This is a genomic window from Pseudomonas sp. W2Aug9 (assembly GCF_023127755.1).
Lineage (GTDB): Bacteria > Pseudomonadota > Gammaproteobacteria > Pseudomonadales > Pseudomonadaceae > Aquipseudomonas > Aquipseudomonas synxantha_A.
Genome location: NZ_SPKL01000017.1, coordinates 16,181 through 34,653 on the forward strand (window position 1 = coordinate 16,181; position 18,473 = coordinate 34,653).

Genomic DNA, 18,473 nt, shown 5'->3' on the forward strand with positions numbered 1-18,473 from the left:
ACGGGCCGCTGTTGTCAGCCACCCGCGAAACTCTGTTTTTATACCGCGACCAAACGCACGCTCGCGCCTTCGCCAACGCCCAGGGCTTCGGCGGCCGCCAGGTCCAGGGTTACTGGCTTGCCTGGCGCATAGTCCAGCTCCAGCATCACCGCGCGGTAATCCTGCAACTGCGCGTTACTCACCAGGTACTGGCGACCGACGCCCTTGACCATCTCGCCGATCTTCACCGGTACCACGCGGCTCTGGGCGATCGAGCGAATACCCGAAACCCGTGCATGTAGCGTCGGGCCACCGTCGAAGATGTCGATGTAGTGATCAGTCTCGAAACCTTCGCGCATCAGGATATCGAAGGTGATCTGCGCACGCGGGTGCACCTGGCCCATGGCTTCCTGGGCCTCGTCCGGCAACAGCGGCACGTAGATCGGGTAATGCGGCATCAACTCGGCGAGGAAGGTGCGGCTTTTCAGCCCGCACAGGCGCTCGGCGGCGGCATAGTTGAGGTCGAAGAAGTTGCGACCGATGGCGTCCCAGAACGGCGAATCACCGTTTTCGTCGCTGTAGCCGACAATCTCGGTTACCACCGAATCGGCAAAGCGCTCGGGGTGGCTGGCAACGAACAACAGGCGGCCACGGGAGTTGAGTTCCGACCAGGGCGATCCGACCAATTCCGGCACCACGTAGAAACTGGTGAGCAGGCTGTTACCGGTCAGGTCATGGCACTGGGAAAGCACGTGGATCTTGTTATGGATCTTCAGCTCTCGGGAGGCGTGCACGAAGGTTTCGTTACGGAAACTGTAGAACGGCTCGGAGTAGCCGGCTGAAGCAACGATGGCCGAGCAACCGGCGAGCTTGCCGGTATCGGTGTCTTCAAGCACGAAGAAATAGCTCTCTTCACCGTTGAAGCTTACCTCGGCCGCGAAAGAAGCTTCGCTGGCGGCGATTTTGTCGCTCAGGCGTTCCACATCGTCTGGCAAGGACGTAACACCAATCGGGCTGTCTGCAGCCAGACGCTGTACCTCGCCCAGATCAGCCATTTGCGCGGGGCGCATCACCAGCATGGTGTTACTCCTTAACTCGAAAAACTCATAGAAAAAAATACCGGACAGGTCAGGAACAACACTGTTCCTAATGTGGGAGGGGGCAAACCCCCTCCCACATTTGATCCGGTCCGGCAGATAGATTTGTATCAGGCTTGAGTCAACGTCTTCACAGCACGCTCAAAACGATCCAGCCCTTCGTTGATATCCGCCTCTTCCACCACCAGGCTCGGCGCAAAACGCACCACGTCCGGACCAGCTTGCAGGATCATCAGATTCTCTTTTTCGGCCGCGTTGAACACGTCCTTGGCCTTGCCTTTGAAGGCATCGCTGAGCACGCAACCGATCAGCAGGCCCATGCCACGCACCTCGGTGAAGATGCCGTATTGCGTGCCGATCTGCTCCAGGCGCGCCTTGAACAAGTCATGCTTGGCGTTAACGCCGGCCAATACTTCTGGCGTGTTGATCACGTCGATCACCGCTTCGGCCACTGCGCACGCCAGCGGGTTGCCGCCGTAGGTGGTGCCGTGGGTGCCGACCACCAGGTGCTTGGCCAGGTCTTCACGGGTAAGCATCGCCGCAATCGGGAAACCGCCGCCCAGGCTCTTGGCGCTGGTAAGGATGTCCGGCGTCACACCGTAATGCTGGTAGGCAAACAGGTGGCCGCTGCGGCCCATGCCGGTTTGCACTTCGTCGAACACCAGCAGCGCGTCGTTCGCGTCGCACAGTTCGCGGGCACCTTGCAGGTAAGCCAGTTCAGCCGGCAGTACGCCGCCTTCACCCTGGATCGGTTCCAGCACTACGGCGCAGGTCTTGCCCGACACAGCGGCCTTCAGCGCAGCCAGATCGTTATAAGGAACGTGGGTGATGCCGGTGATTTTAGGCCCGAAACCATCGGAGTACTTGGACTGGCCGCCGACGTTGACGGTGAACAGGGTACGGCCGTGGAAGCTGTTCAGCGCGGCGATAATCTCGTATTTCTCGCTGCCGAAACGGTCAAAGGCCACACGACGGGCCAGCTTGAACGCAGCCTCATTGGCCTCGGCGCCGGAGTTGCAGAAGAACACGCGATCGGCAAAAGTGGCGTCGATCAGCTTGTGGGCCAGGCGCAGCGCCGGCTCGTTAGTAAAGACGTTGGACACATGCCACAACTTGTTGGCCTGTTCGGTCAGTGCACCGACCAGCGCCGGGTGGGCGTGGCCCAACACGTTGACCGCGATGCCGCCGGCAAAGTCGATCAGCTCACGACCTGCTTGATCCCACACGCGCGAACCTTGGCCACGCACAGGGATAAAGGCGGCAGGTGCATAGTTAGGCACCATTACTTGGTCGAAATCGGCACGTTGCACCGGGGCTTGCTCAACGGACATCGGAGTCTCCTGAAGAGGAACGCCTGCCTGGAACTGGCAAGCGATGCAGGGATTGTAAGGACAGTTTTCAGTAGGGCCTTGCCGCCAAGCGACAACTTCTTATAGCGCCAACCCGCGTTTTTAGCGGGTTTACGCCAATGCGACAAATAGCGTCGCAATGGCGCAGTTTAAACGCTGCGCCAGGTTTGCGTCAGGGTTATCCAGTGAAAGGGTTGCGCCCCCTAACTATCTAAAGTCCCCCCTCTGCAACCGGCTGGTTTACTGCGGGCTTCATGACTTGCACGGACCCGCTCCATGACGAACCTCGATTATTCCGATACCCGCCTGCCCGACAGCCACTATCAATTGTTGACCGACACCCTGCCCTCCTGGCTCGGCAATGCCTGCGCCGACAAACGCCAGGCACTTGCCGCCACCCAGCCACAACAGCTGCCGGGCAGTGCCGAACAACGCGCCGCGCTCGCGCGACTGACCGGTGCCCACTGGGAGGCACAGAACAGCGTAGATCGGGCATTGCAGCACCTGCAGGACGCCAAGGCGTTCGCCAAGCCGATCCTCGAACAGGCATTGAAAGCCGATTACGGCCTGGACCTGAACGTCGAGACAACCTATTTACGCCTGTATATCCCTGATCGTACCCCCTGGTTCCCGATACGCTCCGGTGCAGCGCGCACCTGGACGGTTTCGCTGCTCGACGCCGCCCTGCATAACTTTGAGCTCAAGGAAACCCTGGCCGACGCCTACGAGCCGGCCTCGACCTTTATCACGCAGCCTTCGGCCAGCGGGCAATTCGACACTTTGCCGCAGATCAAACGTGTGCTATCGATCCAGGCATTCGCCAGCCTGTGCCGTGACCTGGACATGGGTGCCCGCTACGCCCGCTACCTCAACGATGAGCTGGGCATGTCCAACCCGGTTGCCGCTGCGGTATTGCGCCTGAAGGTCGACTCCAGCCAGAAAGCCGCCCTGCATGCAGCCGTGCAACTGGCACGTATCAAGGACGATATCAGCGACGACTATGCTGACTTGATCGAAGGGCTGGTAGCTGGCACGCCCAACCTCAGGCTCAACGGCCAACCGTTGCGCTGTCAGGATCTGCGCATGATGGACATTGCGCTGACCGGCATTCAACTGTTCTCTCCCGACCTTGAGAGACCGCGCTCGCCGCAACGCCTGGTGGCATACGTTCCAGATGATCCGCAGCACCCGCTCAAGGAATACGCCTCGCCTTTGGCATTCAAACAGGAACTGACCCGGCAACTACGCGACCGCGATTACCAGACCTTCTTCAGCCGCTTTGTACCCCACGCCCAACGCGGGGTGTTTTTTTCCGGCTTGAGCCAGCGCCTGGCGCGCATCACCTGGCACCCGCCGGTCAGGGGCAGCGGCCAATCGCCCTGGCGCAGCACCCCCATCGAAGACCCCAAGCTACAGTTTGATGCGCAGCCTGTCTGGGGCGATCCCTGGTTGCATCTGTACCGTCGCAAACTCGACAAGATTCTCAACGACGCCCGCACACTGGCCGTCTCCACCGCCAGCGTCGATCGTGAGGCGCGCTGGCGGCTTTGGGACTCTTTCGTCGATGTGGCTTCCTCGATCCTCAACGCCGCACTGATGGTGGTCGCCCCCTTCGTGCCGGGCCTGGGCGAATTGATGCTGGGCTACATGGCTTATCAACTGCTCGATGACGTGTTCGAAGGCGTGATCGACTGGGCTGAAGGCCTGGGCAAGGAAGCCTTCGGTCATCTGATGAGCGTGCTGGAATCCCTGGTGCAGATGGGTGCTTTCGCTGCGGGCACCCAAATTGGCCCGACCGAACTGCGTAAAGTGCTGCCCGAAAACGTCCTCGCGTACATTGACAGCTTCAAACCGGTGAGCCTGGCCAACGGCGCCAAACGCTACTGGAAACCGGACCTGGCGCCCTATGAGTACCCATCATCGTTGCCAACGCGCCTGGGTATCAACGAGCTGGGCCTGCACGAGGTACGCAAGGAAACAATCCTGCCACTGGAAAACAAGCTGTACACCGTGGAAGAAAGTCCGGACAGTGATTTTTACTACATCAAACACCCCAGCCGCCCTGACGCCTATCGCCCGATTGTGCGACACAACGGCGCCGGCGCGTGGCACACCGAACTCGAACAGCCCTTGCAGTGGGACAAGCACACGTTGCTGCGCAGACTGGGGCACAGCGTGCAGGATTTAAGCGAAGCGGACCGGGAACTGGGCTTGCACATCAGCGGCGTGGATGAGGGTGTCGTGCGCAAAATGCACCTCAACAGCGAGCCTCTATCGCCGCTACTGGACGATACCTTGAGTCGTCTGCGCATCGACCGCAGCATCCAGCGGCTGATCGATCAGCTACGCAGCGACGACCCGGCGGTGTACCACCTGATTGACCCACAAGACACCTTGCAAGTGTTGACCACCCACGGCTCGTGGCCGCCCACCAAAGCCTTGCGCATCGTCGACGACAAGGGGCAAACAGCCTGGGAGTTCGGTGATGAACGCATGCCAGTGATTCAGGTATTTGAGGCCCAACTGGAGAACGGCGACTTGCTGAAAACCGTCCTGCGTGGGATGAGCAGCGAAGAAATCCGCGCGCAGTTCGGTGAGCGCGCCAGCGATCCCGAACTCAGCCTGGATCGCCGCGCCCAACTGCTACGCCATAAGCTCGCGGACATTGCCGATAGCCAGCGCAGCGCGTTGTTCGACTCGCGTTATGCGACGTTGCAAGCCACCACCGAACCGCTTACCCAGCAATTGCTCACCACCACGCCTGAACTGCCTATAAGCGTTGCGAAAACACTTGTGAGCGAGGCCAGCGGTGCAGAACTTGAAGCACTGCATGAACGAAACACGCCCCCGCGCCTGGCCGAACTGGCACGCACCGCGTTGAATGAAGTACGGATCAACCGTGCCTATGAGGGTCAGCACTTGAATACGCCGCCCTCCCTGGACACTGATCGCCTGGCACTGAACTCCCTGCGCACACTGCCAGGCTGGTCTGGCGAGGTACAGCTAGAGGCTCGTCACCACTCGCAAACCGGACCGAGCTGGCTGCGGATCGGTCCAGATGACGCCCCGATCCAGCGCACGTTGGTGCGTACTGAAGCCGGCCGCTACCAGCCCCACAATGAACAGGGTGCCCTCTCCAGCGAGACCGACCTGTACTCAGCCGTTTTAAGTGCCCTACCCGATAAACAGCGTGACCAGCTCGGCCTTGGCATCCACGACGGCGCACAACTCAAGCAGCGCCTGCGGCAAGCGCCGCTGCCACGCAGTGAACTGCGCACACTACTCACCCCTGATAGCAAGCCGGAAAGTGTCACTGAAGCCCTGCGCCTGCTGGGCAGCGACAACGGCTATCGTGCCCAGGCGCCGGCGCCATTAAGACCTGTGAACTTGCTTCAACGCGCGCACGACCTGTACCCCAGACTTCGCGAACGCCAATTGACTACCCTGGTGAACCACTTGCACTCACAGCCTGGCGGTGCACTCGCGGGCCTTGAGGCGCTGCGCATCGAATACAACCAACTGGAACATGACCTGAATGCCTGGCAACGCGACATTCCGCTTCGGCCCCCCGGAAACGGCGCCCTACTCAGCGCACACCAGCGTCTGTACGAGCAACGCAATCGCAGACTCATTGCCCGCGAACTCAAACGCTGCTGGCGCAGGGAGTTACCCCTCGATGACTACTTCGAAGACCCGGCGCGCGACGGCTACCGAATGAACCTGCGTTACCCTATTCGTGGCGAACTGCCGCGACTGTCCGCCAACTTCGATCACGTATCAATGCTGACGCTGTCAGGCAGCAACCACACGCAAGGAGCCGCCGCGTTCCTGGGCAACTTTCCCCGACTGCGTCACTTGACCGTTGACAGTATTCCCTTGGGCAACCTGCCCCCAGCCGTACTTCAGATGCGCAGCTTGAACGCATTGAGCCTGAGCGACTGCGCAATTACCCTGACGCCGCACAGCCAAACCCAGCTCGCCTCGATGACCCAATTGCAAACCCTGGACCTGCATAAAAACCCCTTGGGTCGGGTGCCCACTGTGGAAGCGATGACCGAGCTGAACACACTGGACCTGTCCGAAACCGGCATCGATCGCCTCCCTCCCGGTTTGCTCACCCGCAACGACCTTAGCGCAGCCTTTCTCAGCGGCAACCAGATCGGAGAATTACCGGAAGCACTGTTCGATCTTCCGTCACATACCAGCGCTGCCTTCGACCTATCTGACAACCCACTGTCATCGGCCACCCTCGAGCGCGTTAAAGCCTATTACCAGCAGCATGGCACCTACTGGGAGGCCGATGCTCCGGCAGTGGATGTGCGCGACGCAAAAATGCTGTATCCCTCACTGGACACCGACCAGATCAACCAGTTTATCTACAGCCTCCCAGGCGACCTGGAAGCGGGTAGGCGCGAGCTGGCAAGGTTGGCCGGTGAATTGGATACGCTAAAGTCCGAGCTCAACCACTGGACGCAACAGCCGCAGTTGCAGCCATCGGAAGCCACCCGGCGAAGCGAGCTCAGCACATTACTTGAGCAAAGCTGGCGCAGGGAAACACCCCAGGACACTCAATTCGTCCATTTGCTGGAAATCCCCGCGACGCTCGCAGGCGAGCTGCCCACGCTGAGCGCGCACTTCAAGCATGTTGGCTCACTGACCATCAAAGGCAATGGTAGCCCGATGGGGTCGACCGCCTTTATCGACAGCTTCCCGGCCCTAAGTATCCTGGACATCAACAACGTGAGGCTCGGCGACATCCCTGCCCAAGTGCTCAACCGGCAGGCACTATCCATTCTGGGGCTGCCACGCTGCTCAATAGAACTCAGCCCTACCAGCGTAGCGGGGTTGCAAGGCATGACCAGCCTCGAATATTTATACCTGGACCACAACCCGCTGGGCCGTACTCCGGATTTCAGTCACCTGCCCAATCTGAGCACAATCTCGCTGAAAGACACCGGATTGACACAGGTACCCCCTAGCCTGCTGGGCGGCCCGCCACGCCAGTCGGTCAACTTGAGCAAAAACGCCATTGAGCAACTGCCCGAGGCACTTTTTTCCATGCCGGCCTCAACCACCAGTGGCCTGATCCTTTCCGCAAACCCCTTGACACCCCAAACCCTGGAGTCGATCAAACGCTACTGCCAGCGCACCGGGGAGAGTTTCGCCGCCCAGGCATCCGAATCACAACGCATGCGCACGCAGCGGCTATACCCCTCGTTTCTGGATAACGAGGCAGACCGTTTCATCTTCCGCCTGCCCGGCGACATGGCGGCAATCGAACCGACGTTGACGCGCCTGGAAGCTGAATACGAGCGACTGAACAACGACCTGCAGGTGTGGGTGCAGGCTGTACCGGATCGGCACCCTATCCTGGATGTGCCTATTGACGAACAAACCCGCGCTCAGGACCAACTGAGGCGGCGCAACTTCAAGACACTGCTGGAGCAGGCGTGGCGACGAGAAGCCCCCGAGGATGAAGAAAGCCTGGACGATGAGCTGACCCACCAGGTCTTACTCGACACACCAGTGTTGGGCGACTTGCCGGAATTGAACGCCAACTTCGACCACGTGACCTTGTTCCAACTGGACGGCAGCGGCACCACGACTGGTGTCGACGGTACGTTGCGCAACTTCAGCCATTTGCAAACCCTCAAACTGAGCAAGTGCTCCCTGGGCACCCTGCCTGAGGCGATCCAGCACATGCCCACACTGTCCACATTGGATATAACGGAATGCGCAATCCGGCTGACACCCGAAACCCGAGGCGTGCTGACGGGGTTGACCGAACTTGAGTTTGTTAATTTGAGCAACAACCCCCTGGGTCACGCCCCTGACGTCGGCTCGCTGAACCAACTGGTTGCGCTGTATCTGAGCAACGCGGCACTGAGCGAAGTTCCAGAGGGCGTATTTGGCCTGGATCAACTGCAAACGCTGGACTTAAGCAATAACGCGATCCGGGAGATACCGCAGGACTTGCTAGAGACGTCAGCAACCTTCAATGGCGACAGCGACTTGAGCGGCAACCCACTGTCGGCGCAAAGCATGGAGCGCTTGCGTCAGTACTACCAACGCACAGGTGTGGACTTCCAGGTCGCGGCCGCCACCGTGGACTCCCAAGGCACGCCGCTGGTGGCAGCTCTGCCAGTACCAGAAGAAGACTAACTGTTGAATCAGCCGCGCTCTGAGGGCACCGACGACAACTCGAAGGGGCTGCTGCTGCGCCGCTGGTTGCGGTCTTCGCGCGGCGTGGCGCCAAAGAAATTGCGGTAAGCGCTGGAGAAATGCGGCCCCGAGGAGAAGCCGCACGACAGGCCGATCTGGATGATCGACTTGCTGGTTTGCATCAACATCTGGCGCGCCTTGTTCAGGCGCAGTTCCAGGTAGTACTGGCTGGGGACGCGATTGAGGTATTGCTTGAAGATCCGTTCCAGTTGTCGTCGCGACACGCACACGTGCTGGGCGATCTCGTCGGTGGTCAGCGGCTCTTCGATATTGGCTTCCATCAACAGCACCGCCTGGGTCAGCTTGGGATGGCTGGAGCCCAGGCGGTTTTGCAGTGGAATACGTTGGCGCTCACCGCCTTCGCGGATGCGCTCCACCACCAATTCCTCGGACACAGCACCGGCCAACTCCGCGCCGTGATCGCGGGCCAGCACCGCCAGCAGCAGGTCGAGTACCGACATGCCGCCACAAGCGGTCAGGCGATCACGGTCCCAGTCGAACAAATGGCTGGTGGCGATGACCTTCGGGAAGCGCTCGGCAAAGTCATCCTGCCAGCGCCAATGCACGGCAGCACGATAACCATCCAACAGACCAAGCTGGGCCAACGGGTACACACCCGCCGATAACCCACCGATCACGCACCCGGCCCGAACCAGCTGCTTGAGCGCAGTGCTGAGCTGCGACGCAATGACGGTAGGCGGTTCATCCGCCAGCAGGAACAGTTTCTGAAAGCCTTCCAACTTGCCGGCCCACGGCTCGCCCGGCAACTGCCAGGCCCCCTCGGTTTGCGGCTCGGCCTGCAGAAAAGACAACTCGTAGACCACATCCGGATGCACCCGCTGAGCAACGCGCAAGGCCTCCTCAGCCAGCGCAAGCGTGAGTGCTTTTGTGCTGGGCCAAATCAGGAAACCAATTTTGTGGGCGGTCATGGAGTGCTATCCGGAGCGAAAACAGTGAAAGAAGCCGTGGGCCAATGCTAGCCCGTAATCAACTACAAATCCCAAAACAAACAGAGATCAAAAGTGGGAGCTGGCTTGCCTGCGATGACGATGGGTCAGTTAACACATCATTGACTGATGCATCGCTATCGCGGGCAAGCCAGCTCCCACAAGAGATCGGGGCTAACCTCAAGACTGCGGAGCATGCACTATCCCGGTGCACAAAAGCAGCCTTGATTATTTCAAACTGCCAGAGAGGAACTGCTGCAACCGTTCGGACTGCGGGTTCACCAACACTTCCCGCGGATTACCACGCTCTTCAACAATGCCTTTGTGCAAAAACACCAACTGGTTCGACACTTCACGGGCAAAGCCCATTTCGTGGGTCACCACTACCATGGTGCGGCCTTCCTGGGCCAGGTCCTGCATGACCTTGAGCACTTCGCCCACCAGCTCCGGATCCAGCGCCGAAGTAGGCTCATCGAACAGCATTACCTCGGGCTCCATCGCCAGGGCACGGGCAATCGCCACGCGCTGCTGCTCGCCACCGGACATGTGGCCGGGGAACGCATCCTTACGATGGCCCACGCCGACCTTGGCCAGGTAATGCTCGGCCTTTTCACGGGCTTCTTTCTTCGACATGCCCAGCACGTGCACCGGGGCTTCCATCACGTTTTCAATCGCGGTCATGTGCGACCACAGGTTGAAATGCTGGAACACCATGGACAGGCGTGAACGCATACGTTGCAGTTGCTTGGGGTCGGCAGCCTTCATGGCGCCATCCTTGTTGGCCACCAGTTTCAGCTCTTCGTTATTGAGCAGAATCTTGCCGGCGTGGGGCTGCTCCAGCAGGTTGATGCAGCGCAAAAAGGTACTTTTGCCCGAACCGCTGGAACCGATGATGCTGATCACATCACCGGCCGCTGCGGCCAAGGACACACCTTTGAGCACTTCATGACTGCCATAGCGTTTATGCAGGTCTTGGACTTCAAGCTTGTACATGCGGTCGGTTCTCACAAAAACAGGTGGTCAGTCGTTGAGCAAGCGCCCGTGACGCAGCGCTTCGCGCCCCGCCACCTTGGCCAGCCAGAAACCCGCTTGGGCATAACGTAGCCGTTCAACGGCAAACAACACCCCCGAGGTGCCCGCACAAATGGTACTTACGCGGTCGGTCAGGGGGTCAATCACTTCAAAAATCTCGTCGCCGGTTTCTACCCAGTCGCCAGCTTTACGCAGGTAACTGATCACACCGGCATGGGGGGCGAACAGCAACTCGGTGCCTTCGAAGGGCATGCCTTCACAAGGTTCATGTTGCGGTGCGGGCCATTGGCCCCTGATCAAGCCCTGTTCGGCGAGGAATGCCAGAATGCCTTCGGCGTGGAAGATCGCTTCATCACGGCCGGTGTCGGCCTGGCCGCCCAACTCCAACGTTGTCGCCAGACAGGCCAACGGAATCCGGGCCTCGGGGAACAGGCGCGATAAACGCAGCCACGGCAACGAGCACGCCTCGTCAAACGAACTGCCGCCGGAATCTTCCGCCAGCAGGCCGACCTTCACATTCAAATGCGCTGACAGCGACCGCCACTGCGGCCAGTGCTGCGGCAGCGCATACATGTGCAGCGCGGCTTCGGCATCGCAATGCAGGTCCAGCACCACATCGGCGGTGCAGGCATGGCTCAGCAGAATGCGCTGCATGCCTTGCAACTGGCTGCTCGGCTCGGGCAAGGCGGTGAGCGTATCGCTCATGGCCTGGCGAATCATGCGCACATTGGCGTGCGGGTCATCGCTCAGTTTGTCTTGCAGCAACGCGGCGACCGGCTCACTCAACTCAACGAAGTCGCGATTGAAATTCTTGCCGCTGCCCACTTCGAAACGCCCCTGATGGCTGCCTTGCAACAGCTGGCCAAGGCCCATCGGGTTGGCTACCGGCACCAGCTCGATCACGCCGTTGAGGGCGCCCTGCTGTTCCAGCTCGGTGAGGCGTTTTTTCAGTTCCCATGCGGCACGCATCCCCGGCAACTCATCAGCGTGCAGGCTGGCCTGGATATAGGCCTTGCGCTCGCCGCTGCCGAAGCGAAATACGCTCAGTTGGCGCTCACAGCCCAGGTGCCCCCAGGGCAGCAGATGATCGATACGTTCCATATCAGTGCTTCCGTGGAGCCAGATAGCTCAGCCAGCGGCGCTCGGCCAACTTGAACAGGCGCACCAGAATGAAGGTCAGGCACAGGTAGAACACGCCGGCGGTGATGTAGGCTTCGAACGGCAGGTAATACTGGGCATTGACCGTACGCGCGGCACCGGTGATGTCGATCAGCGTGACGATGGACGCCAGGCTGGTGGTCTGCAGCATCATGATCACTTCATTGCTGTACTGCGGCAGTGCGCGGCGCAGGGCCGATGGCAACAGGATGCGGCGGTACAGCTTGTAGCGCGACATGCCCATGGCCTTGGCCGCTTCGATCTCACCGTTAGGCGTGGCCTTGAGGCTACCGGCGATAATCTCGGCGGTGTAGGCGCTGGTGTTGATCGCAAAGGCCAGACAGGCGCAGAAGGTCGCGCTGGACAGCAGTGGCCACAGGAAGCTCTCGCGTACTGTTTCGAACTGTGCCAGGCCGTAGTAGATCAAAAACAGCTGCACCAGCATCGGCGTGCCGCGGATCACGTAGGTGTAGAGCCAGGCCACGCCGTTGACGATTGGCTGCTTGGACACGCGCATCAAGCCCAGGGGCAAGGCCGCGAGCAGGCCGAAGAACAGCGAAATGGCAAGCAGTTTCAGGGTGGTCAGCAGGCCGCCAAGGTACAGCGGCATGGCCTCCCAGATGACGTTGTAGTCGAAGATCATAGATCAGCCGCCCTTACGCCTACCGAGTAGCGCTTCTCAAGATGACGCAAGGCCAGCAACGACACACTGGTGATCACCAGGTACATCGCCGCCACTGCGAGGAAGAAGGTAAAAGGTTCGCGGGTGGCATCGGCCGCCTGCTTGGCCTTGAACATCATGTCTTGCAGGCCCACTACCGAAATCAGCGCGGTGGCCTTGGTCAATACCAGCCAGTTGTTGGTAAACCCGGGGATCGCCAGCCGAATCATCTGCGGCACCATCACCCGGAAAAACACCTGGAAGCTGCTCATGCCATACGCCAGGCCGGCTTCAGCCTGGCCCTTGGGAATGGCCATGAAGGCGCCACGGAAAGTTTCCGAAAGGTAGGCGCCAAAGATGAAACCCAGGGTGCCGATACCGGCGGCCAAGGGGTTCAAGTCGATATAGTCGTCAAAGCCCAATAGCGGCGCGACGCGGTTGAGCAAGTCCTGGCCGCCATAGAAAATCAGCAGGATCAGCACCAGGTCGGGGATCCCGCGGATCACCGTGGAGTACAAGTCACCCAGCCAAGCCAACCAGCGCACCGGCGACAGGCGTAACGCGACCCCGATCAGACCCAGAACAATGGCCAAGGCCATGGACGACAAGGCGAGCTGAAGCGTCAACCATGCGCCATCGAGGATAACGGCCCCGTAGCCTTTCAACATGATTCAGGTCCTCGAAAAGGGGGATGAAAAAATGGCGCAAACTTCAGAATGACTGGTGCTTGCGCCATTTCGGACAGACAGCTGCGACTATTTACTTGGCATCAGCGCCGTAGATATCGAAGTCGAAGTATTTGTCTTGGATTTTCTTGTATTCGCCGTTGGCACGAATCGCGGTAATCGCTGCGTTGATGCGCTCAAGGTTTTCCTTGTCGCCTTTGCGCACTGCGATACCAATGCCGTCGCCAAAGTATTTGGCTTCGGTGAACGACGGGCCTACAAACGCGTAGCCTTTGCCGGCGTCGGTTTTCAGGAAGCCGTCCTGCAGCAGGGTAGCGTCAGCCACGGTACCGTCGAGACGACCGGCGGCCACGTCCAGGTAGATTTCGTTCTGGGTGCTGTAACCCTTGATATCCGCACCTTTTGGCGCCAGGACTTCACGAGCAAAACGGTCGTGGATCGAACCGCGCTGCACACCGATCTTCTTGCCCTTCAATTCATCCAGGCTGTCACTGACGGTGGTGCCTTCCTTCATCACCAGGCGCGCTGGGGACAGGTAGTAGCGAGTGGTGAAGTCCACGGACTTCTTGCGGTCTTCGGTGATGGACATGGACGACAGGATCGCGTCGATCTTGCGCACTTTCAGTGCAGGGATCAGGCCGTCGAACTCTTGCTCAACCCAAGTGCACTTGACGTCCATCTGCTTGCACAGCGCATTGCCGATGTCGTAGTCAAACCCGACGATGCTGCCGTCCGGTGCCTTCGAAGCAAACGGAGGGTAAGCTGCTTCGATACCAATTTTCAGTGGCTTGCCTTCGGCGAAAGCCTGCATGGACAGCACGGACAGCGCCAGGGCGCCCAACAGCACGAGTTTCTTCATCTTGGGACTCCATCGGTATAGGGCAAAAACAGCAGTATGAGCCATGGCCCACGATGCGCGAAGGTGTAACCGAATAGCGGGGCTGCGTCCTGCGCGGGCGACACCTGCGACGACGAGCGAGTGATCGGCATTCTAACGACAGGCCGGAAGCCGATATTTCCTCAATGCGACAACAATTTACAGAAGCACTGAGAAAGCGGTTCCAGCTCATTGACAGCCTCTGAGATTTATGCAGAGACAAAAGATATTAAACCTGATGATGCTGCAAATTGCGGGCCTATTATTCGCAAACCCTTCTAGCACGGCAAGTGTGGCGTTTAATCTAATTTATCAGGGGGTCTAAAACGCGGTTTTCAGGGGCGCAAGCGTGGTCCATCGCCTCAGGTTTTGATGCGGGGTTACACATTTGCACCAGCCGGTAACATTCTGAAACGTCCCACAGGAAAAACCGATATTTATTGGCTTGGTGGTTGAAATGCGCTCCAAATGTGAGAGGGGGCTTGCTCCCGATAGCGGCGGGTCAGCCAGTATATTTGGCACAGACCTGATGCTATCGGGAGCAAGCCCCCTCCCACACTGGATATCTGGTGATTGTTAGATCCCGTAGAAAAGCCCCATCCGGCTTAAACCGGATGGGGCTTTATTTGACTATCCGCGCTTACGCGACGTTCATGGTCTTGTGCGTCTCAATCAAATGCGCCACCACACTTGGATCCGCCAGGGTGGAAATATCCCCCAGCCCATCGTATTCAGCCGTAGCGATCTTGCGCAAAATGCGGCGCATGATTTTCCCCGACCGTGTCTTCGGCAGCCCCGGCGCCCACTGGATCACATCCGGTGAAGCAATCGGGCCGATTTCCTTGCGCACCCAGTTTTTCAGCTCCAGGCGCAGCGCTTCGTTGGGCTCTTCGCCATTCTTGAGCGTGACATACACATAGATGCCCTGCCCCTTGATGTCGTGCGGCACACCCACCACCGCGGCTTCGGCGACTTTCGGGTGGGCAACCATGGCGCTTTCAATCTCGGCAGTGCCCATGCGGTGGCCGGACACGTTCAACACATCATCCACACGACCGGTGATCCACCAGTAGCCATCTTCATCGCGACGGGCGCCATCGCCAGTGAAGTACATGCCGCGGAAGGTCTTGAAATAGGTATCGACAAAACGGTCATGGTCGCCGTACAGGGTACGCGCCTGGCCAGGCCACGAATCGAGGATCACCAGATTGCCTTCGGCAGCGCCTTCAATAATGTTACCGAGGTTGTCCACCAGCGCCGGCACTACACCAAAGAAAGGCCGCGCGGCCGAGCCTGGCTTGAGCGCGTGGGCGCCCGGCAATGGGCTCATCAGGGTCGCGCCGGTTTCAGTCTGCCACCAGGTATCGACAATCGGGCAACGGGATTGGCCGACATTCTTGTAGTACCAGTCCCAAGCTTCCGGGTTGATCGGCTCGCCCACCGAACCGAGCAGGCGCAGGCTGCTGCCGTCGGCGCCTTCGCAGGCGGCAGTGCCGGAGGCCATCATGGCGCGGATCGCAGTGGGTGCGGTGTAGAGGATGTTGACCTTGTGCTTGTCGACGATCTTCGCCACCCGGGTGATGTCCGGGTGGTTCGGCACGCCTTCGAACAGCAGCGTAGTCGCGCCATTGGCCAACGGGCCGTAGACGATATAGGTGTGGCCGGTGACCCAGCCAACGTCGGCGGTGCACCAGTAGATTTCGCCGGGACGGTAGTCGAATACTCGCTCGTGGGTCAGGGCGGCATACAGCAAGTAGCCGCCGGTGGTGTGCTGCACGCCTTTAGGCTTGCCGGTGGAACCGGAGGTGTAGAGGATGAACAGCGCTTCTTCGGCGCCCATCTCTTTTGGCGCACACACGGTGCCCGCCACTTTCATCAAGTCTTCGTACCAGATGTCGCGATGCTGGTTCCACTTGATCGCGCCATTGGTGCGCTTGCACACAATAACCTTCTGGATGCTGCTGGTTTCCGGGTTGGTCAGCGCATCGTCGACGTTAGCCTTAAGCGGAATCTTCTTACCGGCGCGGATGCCTTCGTCAGCGGTGATCACCACTTTCGACTTACAGTCGATAATGCGACCGGCCAGGGCTTCCGGGGAAAAACCGCCGAACACCACCGAATGGATCGCACCGATGCGGGTACAGGCCAGCATGGCGACCACGGCTTCGGGAATCATCGGCATATAGATAGTCACCACGTCACCGCGGTGCACATCCTGGCCACGCAAGGCGTTGGCGAACTTGCAGACTTCTTCATGCAGTTCGCGGTAGGTGATATTGCGGCTCTCGGCAGGGTCATCGCCCTCCCAGATGATCGCGATCTGATCGCCACGTTCGGCAAGGTGACGGTCCAGGCAATTGTAGGAAACGTTCAGGGTGCCATCGGCAAACCATTTGATGTCGACATGGTGGTCGTCGAACGAGGTCTGCTTCACCGCGGTGAAAGGCTTGACCCAGTCAAGGCGTTTGGCTTGCTCACGCCAGAAGCCATCGGGGTTGACCACCGACTGCTGGTACATGGCCTTGTAGGTCGCCTCGTCGGTCAGCGTGTTGGCTGCTACTTCGGGGCGAACAGGGTACAGGGAAGCCGCACTCATCTTTCTTACCTCGGTGACAATAGTTGTTGTTGTATGGCCCCTGTTGTAGCCGGGGTGGGCCTATAGAACCATTCGACGATGGTAGTAACAAGACCCTACAAATTGCCCTGCTATGCCTGCTTGCTGCTCTGGCCCGCGGCCTGCGGTGCGTTGCGGGTAACTGAAAAAACGTAGATCGACCGATTGTTACAAAAACCGCCAAAGGTGTTTATCAAAAGCACGGGTATATGAATATAACGCGCAGGCTTAGAATCACTTCCGCCAACCAAGGCACTGTGATTAACACCGTAACAGCCCCCACGAAGGCACGTTAATCCGAACTTCCCAACTTTTAAGTTACACACGCGGCCTCACAAGGGCCCCGTGACCCCTTTCGCCCTGAAGAAGGTAATGAAGAAATGAAAGCTCTATTAGTTATGGCCCTCAGCAGCTTGTGCGCCACCGCCGCCCTGGCCGACGAAGCCCCGACTGAGCTGGCCGGCCAGAATGCTCCGATCGTTGAGGACTACACCTATAGCACTCACTTGGATGTGGCTAAAGTATTGTCCATGAGCAGTATTCCGGAAGTCTGTGAAGTTGTTCCGGTAAAGATGGAATATGAAGACTCCCAAGGTCAACGACACATCCTCAACTATCAAGTGATGGGCAATGGTTGCTCTAACGGATAACAACTTGGTTATTTAGATTCGACCCGGATCTTGGTCGCCGCAAGAAATCAATCTTGCGGCCAAGAACCCACCTCGAATACACCGCAAATCAAATGTGGGAGCTGGCTTGCCTGCGATGGCGGTTTCAGCCACGACGTCCCATACGGCCCTTCTCACCTGCTCCCTCCCCTCCCCATAAAATTTCTCCCAACACCCGCCAGAAATTTCCATCCCCAGCAAAGCCTTGCAAACACTCGCTCTGGCCGAAAACCACGTCATTTTGGCGCGCTCAAGTGACTATCCGCCGCAACACAAACCCAAATTTTTCCCTATAATGCGCGGGTAAATCGGGCCTGCAATATCCCTTTACACTGGGACGAAGAGCCAGACCTGAGGCATCCCGCGCGAGCTTGCACCTACCGCTGCGCACCTCAAGCCTCACGCAGAGCACCCGTAGCCCTATTCCGTTTAATGCGTGCGCTAGCTGCAACAAACGATTCCTTAAGATCCACCGCGGCCATTGGGCCGTGTGAACACCCAACCATCCGGTTTCACACGGGCACCTTTGAGCCCTCACGCAGGAGACGACACGTCATGCTGAGCTGGGACGAATTCGACAAAGAAGAAGAAGGCGAAGTAGCCGCTAAAGGCGCCAACGCCGGCCACGCCACCGAAGCCAACATGGACCGCCTCGACGGTGCCGGCGCCGCTGCCGCCATCGAAGCCCGCGCCGTCACCGCCAGTGATTCGGCCGCCATCGTGCGCGCCAAGGCCGCCCTGGACAAACTCGACGTCGCCGAAGGCCTCGCTGAGCTGGAAGGCTCCGCCGCCCGCGTCGCCGTTGACGAAAAACGCATGATCAACTGCCGCGCCGACCTCAACCAACTCGTGCCCTTCAAGTACGACTGGGCCTGGCAGAAATACCTCGACGGCTGCGCCAACCACTGGATGCCGCAAGAGGTCAACATGACCGCCGACATCGCCCTGTGGAAAAACCCTGAAGGCCTGACCGACGACGAACGCCGCATCGTCATGCGTAACCTCGGCTTCTTCTCCACCGCCGACTCGTTGGTCGCCAACAACCTGGTGCTGGCCGTGTACCGCCTGATCACCAACCCGGAATGCCGCCAGTACATCCTGCGCCAGGCATTCGAAGAGGCGATCCACACCCACGCCTACCAGTACTGCATCGAATCGCTGGCCATGGATGAAGGCGAGATCT

12 protein-coding genes are annotated in these 18,473 nt (G+C 59.2%); 3 read left to right on the plus strand and 9 right to left on the minus strand.

All coding sequences use genetic code 11. The features are described 5' to 3' along the window. Positions 1 to 38: 38 nt before the first annotated feature. A complete protein-coding gene (gene aruF / locus E3O56_RS13315) occupies positions 39 to 1,058 on the minus strand; it encodes an arginine/ornithine succinyltransferase subunit alpha (protein ID WP_005790628.1) in 1,020 nt (339 codons plus the stop codon). Between the two features lie 128 nt (positions 1,059 to 1,186). Further along, complete coding sequence (locus E3O56_RS13320; protein WP_032879829.1) at positions 1,187 to 2,407, minus strand: aspartate aminotransferase family protein; 1,221 nt, start codon at positions 2,405 to 2,407, stop codon at positions 1,187 to 1,189. Between the two features lie 294 nt (positions 2,408 to 2,701). On the opposite strand from E3O56_RS13320, the gene E3O56_RS13325 reads away from it, so the two are divergent. Further along, complete coding sequence (locus E3O56_RS13325) at positions 2,702 to 8,587, plus strand: DUF6543 domain-containing protein (RefSeq protein ID WP_248128401.1); 5,886 nt, start codon at positions 2,702 to 2,704, stop codon at positions 8,585 to 8,587. 8 nt (positions 8,588 to 8,595) lie between these two features. Here the strand turns inward: E3O56_RS13325 and E3O56_RS13330 are convergent, their stop codons facing one another. The 7 genes from E3O56_RS13330 to acs all read right to left on the minus strand — a co-directional run bounded on the left by E3O56_RS13330 (position 8,596) and on the right by acs (position 16,604). Beyond that, positions 8,596 to 9,576 carry a GlxA family transcriptional regulator gene (locus tag E3O56_RS13330; protein ID WP_005790635.1) on the minus strand — a complete coding sequence of 327 codons (981 nt, stop codon included), beginning with the start codon at positions 9,574 to 9,576 and terminating at the stop codon, positions 8,596 to 8,598. Between the two features lie 246 nt (positions 9,577 to 9,822). Next, positions 9,823 to 10,587 carry an ATP-binding cassette domain-containing protein gene (locus tag E3O56_RS13335; RefSeq protein WP_032879827.1) on the minus strand — a complete coding sequence of 255 codons (765 nt, stop codon included), beginning with the start codon at positions 10,585 to 10,587 and terminating at the stop codon, positions 9,823 to 9,825. A 27-nt stretch (positions 10,588 to 10,614) separates the two neighbouring features. After that, positions 10,615 to 11,727 carry a succinylglutamate desuccinylase/aspartoacylase family protein gene (locus E3O56_RS13340; protein WP_032879825.1) on the minus strand — a complete coding sequence of 371 codons (1,113 nt, stop codon included), beginning with the start codon at positions 11,725 to 11,727 and terminating at the stop codon, positions 10,615 to 10,617. A gap of 1 nt (position 11,728) precedes the next feature. After that, positions 11,729 to 12,427 carry an ABC transporter permease gene (locus E3O56_RS13345; protein ID WP_103734779.1) on the minus strand — a complete coding sequence of 233 codons (699 nt, stop codon included), beginning with the start codon at positions 12,425 to 12,427 and terminating at the stop codon, positions 11,729 to 11,731. Beyond that, the gene (locus E3O56_RS13350) at positions 12,424 to 13,113 is read right to left on the minus strand and encodes an ABC transporter permease (protein WP_032879821.1); all 690 of its coding nucleotides are present in this window, start codon (positions 13,111 to 13,113) and stop codon (positions 12,424 to 12,426) included. Before E3O56_RS13350 ends, E3O56_RS13345 begins: the two co-directional genes overlap by 4 nt. 91 nt (positions 13,114 to 13,204) lie before the next feature. Beyond that, positions 13,205 to 13,990: an ABC transporter substrate-binding protein gene (locus tag E3O56_RS13355; protein ID WP_032879819.1), complete on the minus strand. Its 786-nt coding sequence runs from the start codon at positions 13,988 to 13,990 to the stop codon at positions 13,205 to 13,207. A 658-nt stretch (positions 13,991 to 14,648) separates the two neighbouring features. After that, positions 14,649 to 16,604: an acetate--CoA ligase gene (gene acs, locus E3O56_RS13360; protein ID WP_248128402.1), complete on the minus strand. Its 1,956-nt coding sequence runs from the start codon at positions 16,602 to 16,604 to the stop codon at positions 14,649 to 14,651. A gap of 398 nt (positions 16,605 to 17,002) precedes the next feature. Between acs and E3O56_RS13365 the strand changes: the two genes are divergently transcribed. Both E3O56_RS13365 and E3O56_RS13370 read left to right on the plus strand, forming a co-directional pair. After that, on the plus strand, positions 17,003 to 17,272 hold the full coding sequence (locus tag E3O56_RS13365; protein WP_014719601.1) for a DUF2790 domain-containing protein: 270 nt from the start codon (positions 17,003 to 17,005) through the stop codon (positions 17,270 to 17,272). 573 nt (positions 17,273 to 17,845) lie between these two features. Continuing rightward, a partial coding sequence (locus E3O56_RS13370) for a ribonucleotide-diphosphate reductase subunit beta (RefSeq protein WP_248128403.1) occupies positions 17,846 to 18,473 on the plus strand: 628 nt, incomplete at its 3' end.

Coding starts and splice junctions, on each gene's coding strand:
- aruF (WP_005790628.1), bottom strand. CDS start 1,058: ATGCTGGTGATGCGCCCCGCGCAAATGGCTGATCTGGGCGAGGTACAG.
- E3O56_RS13355 (WP_032879819.1), bottom strand. CDS start 13,990: ATGAAGAAACTCGTGCTGTTGGGCGCCCTGGCGCTGTCCGTGCTGTCC.
- E3O56_RS13365 (WP_014719601.1), top strand. CDS start 17,003: ATGAAAGCTCTATTAGTTATGGCCCTCAGCAGCTTGTGCGCCACCGCC.
- E3O56_RS13330 (WP_005790635.1), bottom strand. CDS start 9,576: ATGACCGCCCACAAAATTGGTTTCCTGATTTGGCCCAGCACAAAAGCA.
- E3O56_RS13350 (WP_032879821.1), bottom strand. CDS start 13,113: ATGTTGAAAGGCTACGGGGCCGTTATCCTCGATGGCGCATGGTTGACG.
- E3O56_RS13325 (WP_248128401.1), top strand. CDS start 2,702: ATGACGAACCTCGATTATTCCGATACCCGCCTGCCCGACAGCCACTAT.
- acs (WP_248128402.1), bottom strand. CDS start 16,604: ATGAGTGCGGCTTCCCTGTACCCTGTTCGCCCCGAAGTAGCAGCCAAC.
- E3O56_RS13340 (WP_032879825.1), bottom strand. CDS start 11,727: ATGGAACGTATCGATCATCTGCTGCCCTGGGGGCACCTGGGCTGTGAG.
- E3O56_RS13320 (WP_032879829.1), bottom strand. CDS start 2,407: ATGTCCGTTGAGCAAGCCCCGGTGCAACGTGCCGATTTCGACCAAGTA.
- E3O56_RS13345 (WP_103734779.1), bottom strand. CDS start 12,427: ATGATCTTCGACTACAACGTCATCTGGGAGGCCATGCCGCTGTACCTT.
- E3O56_RS13335 (WP_032879827.1), bottom strand. CDS start 10,587: ATGTACAAGCTTGAAGTCCAAGACCTGCATAAACGCTATGGCAGTCAT.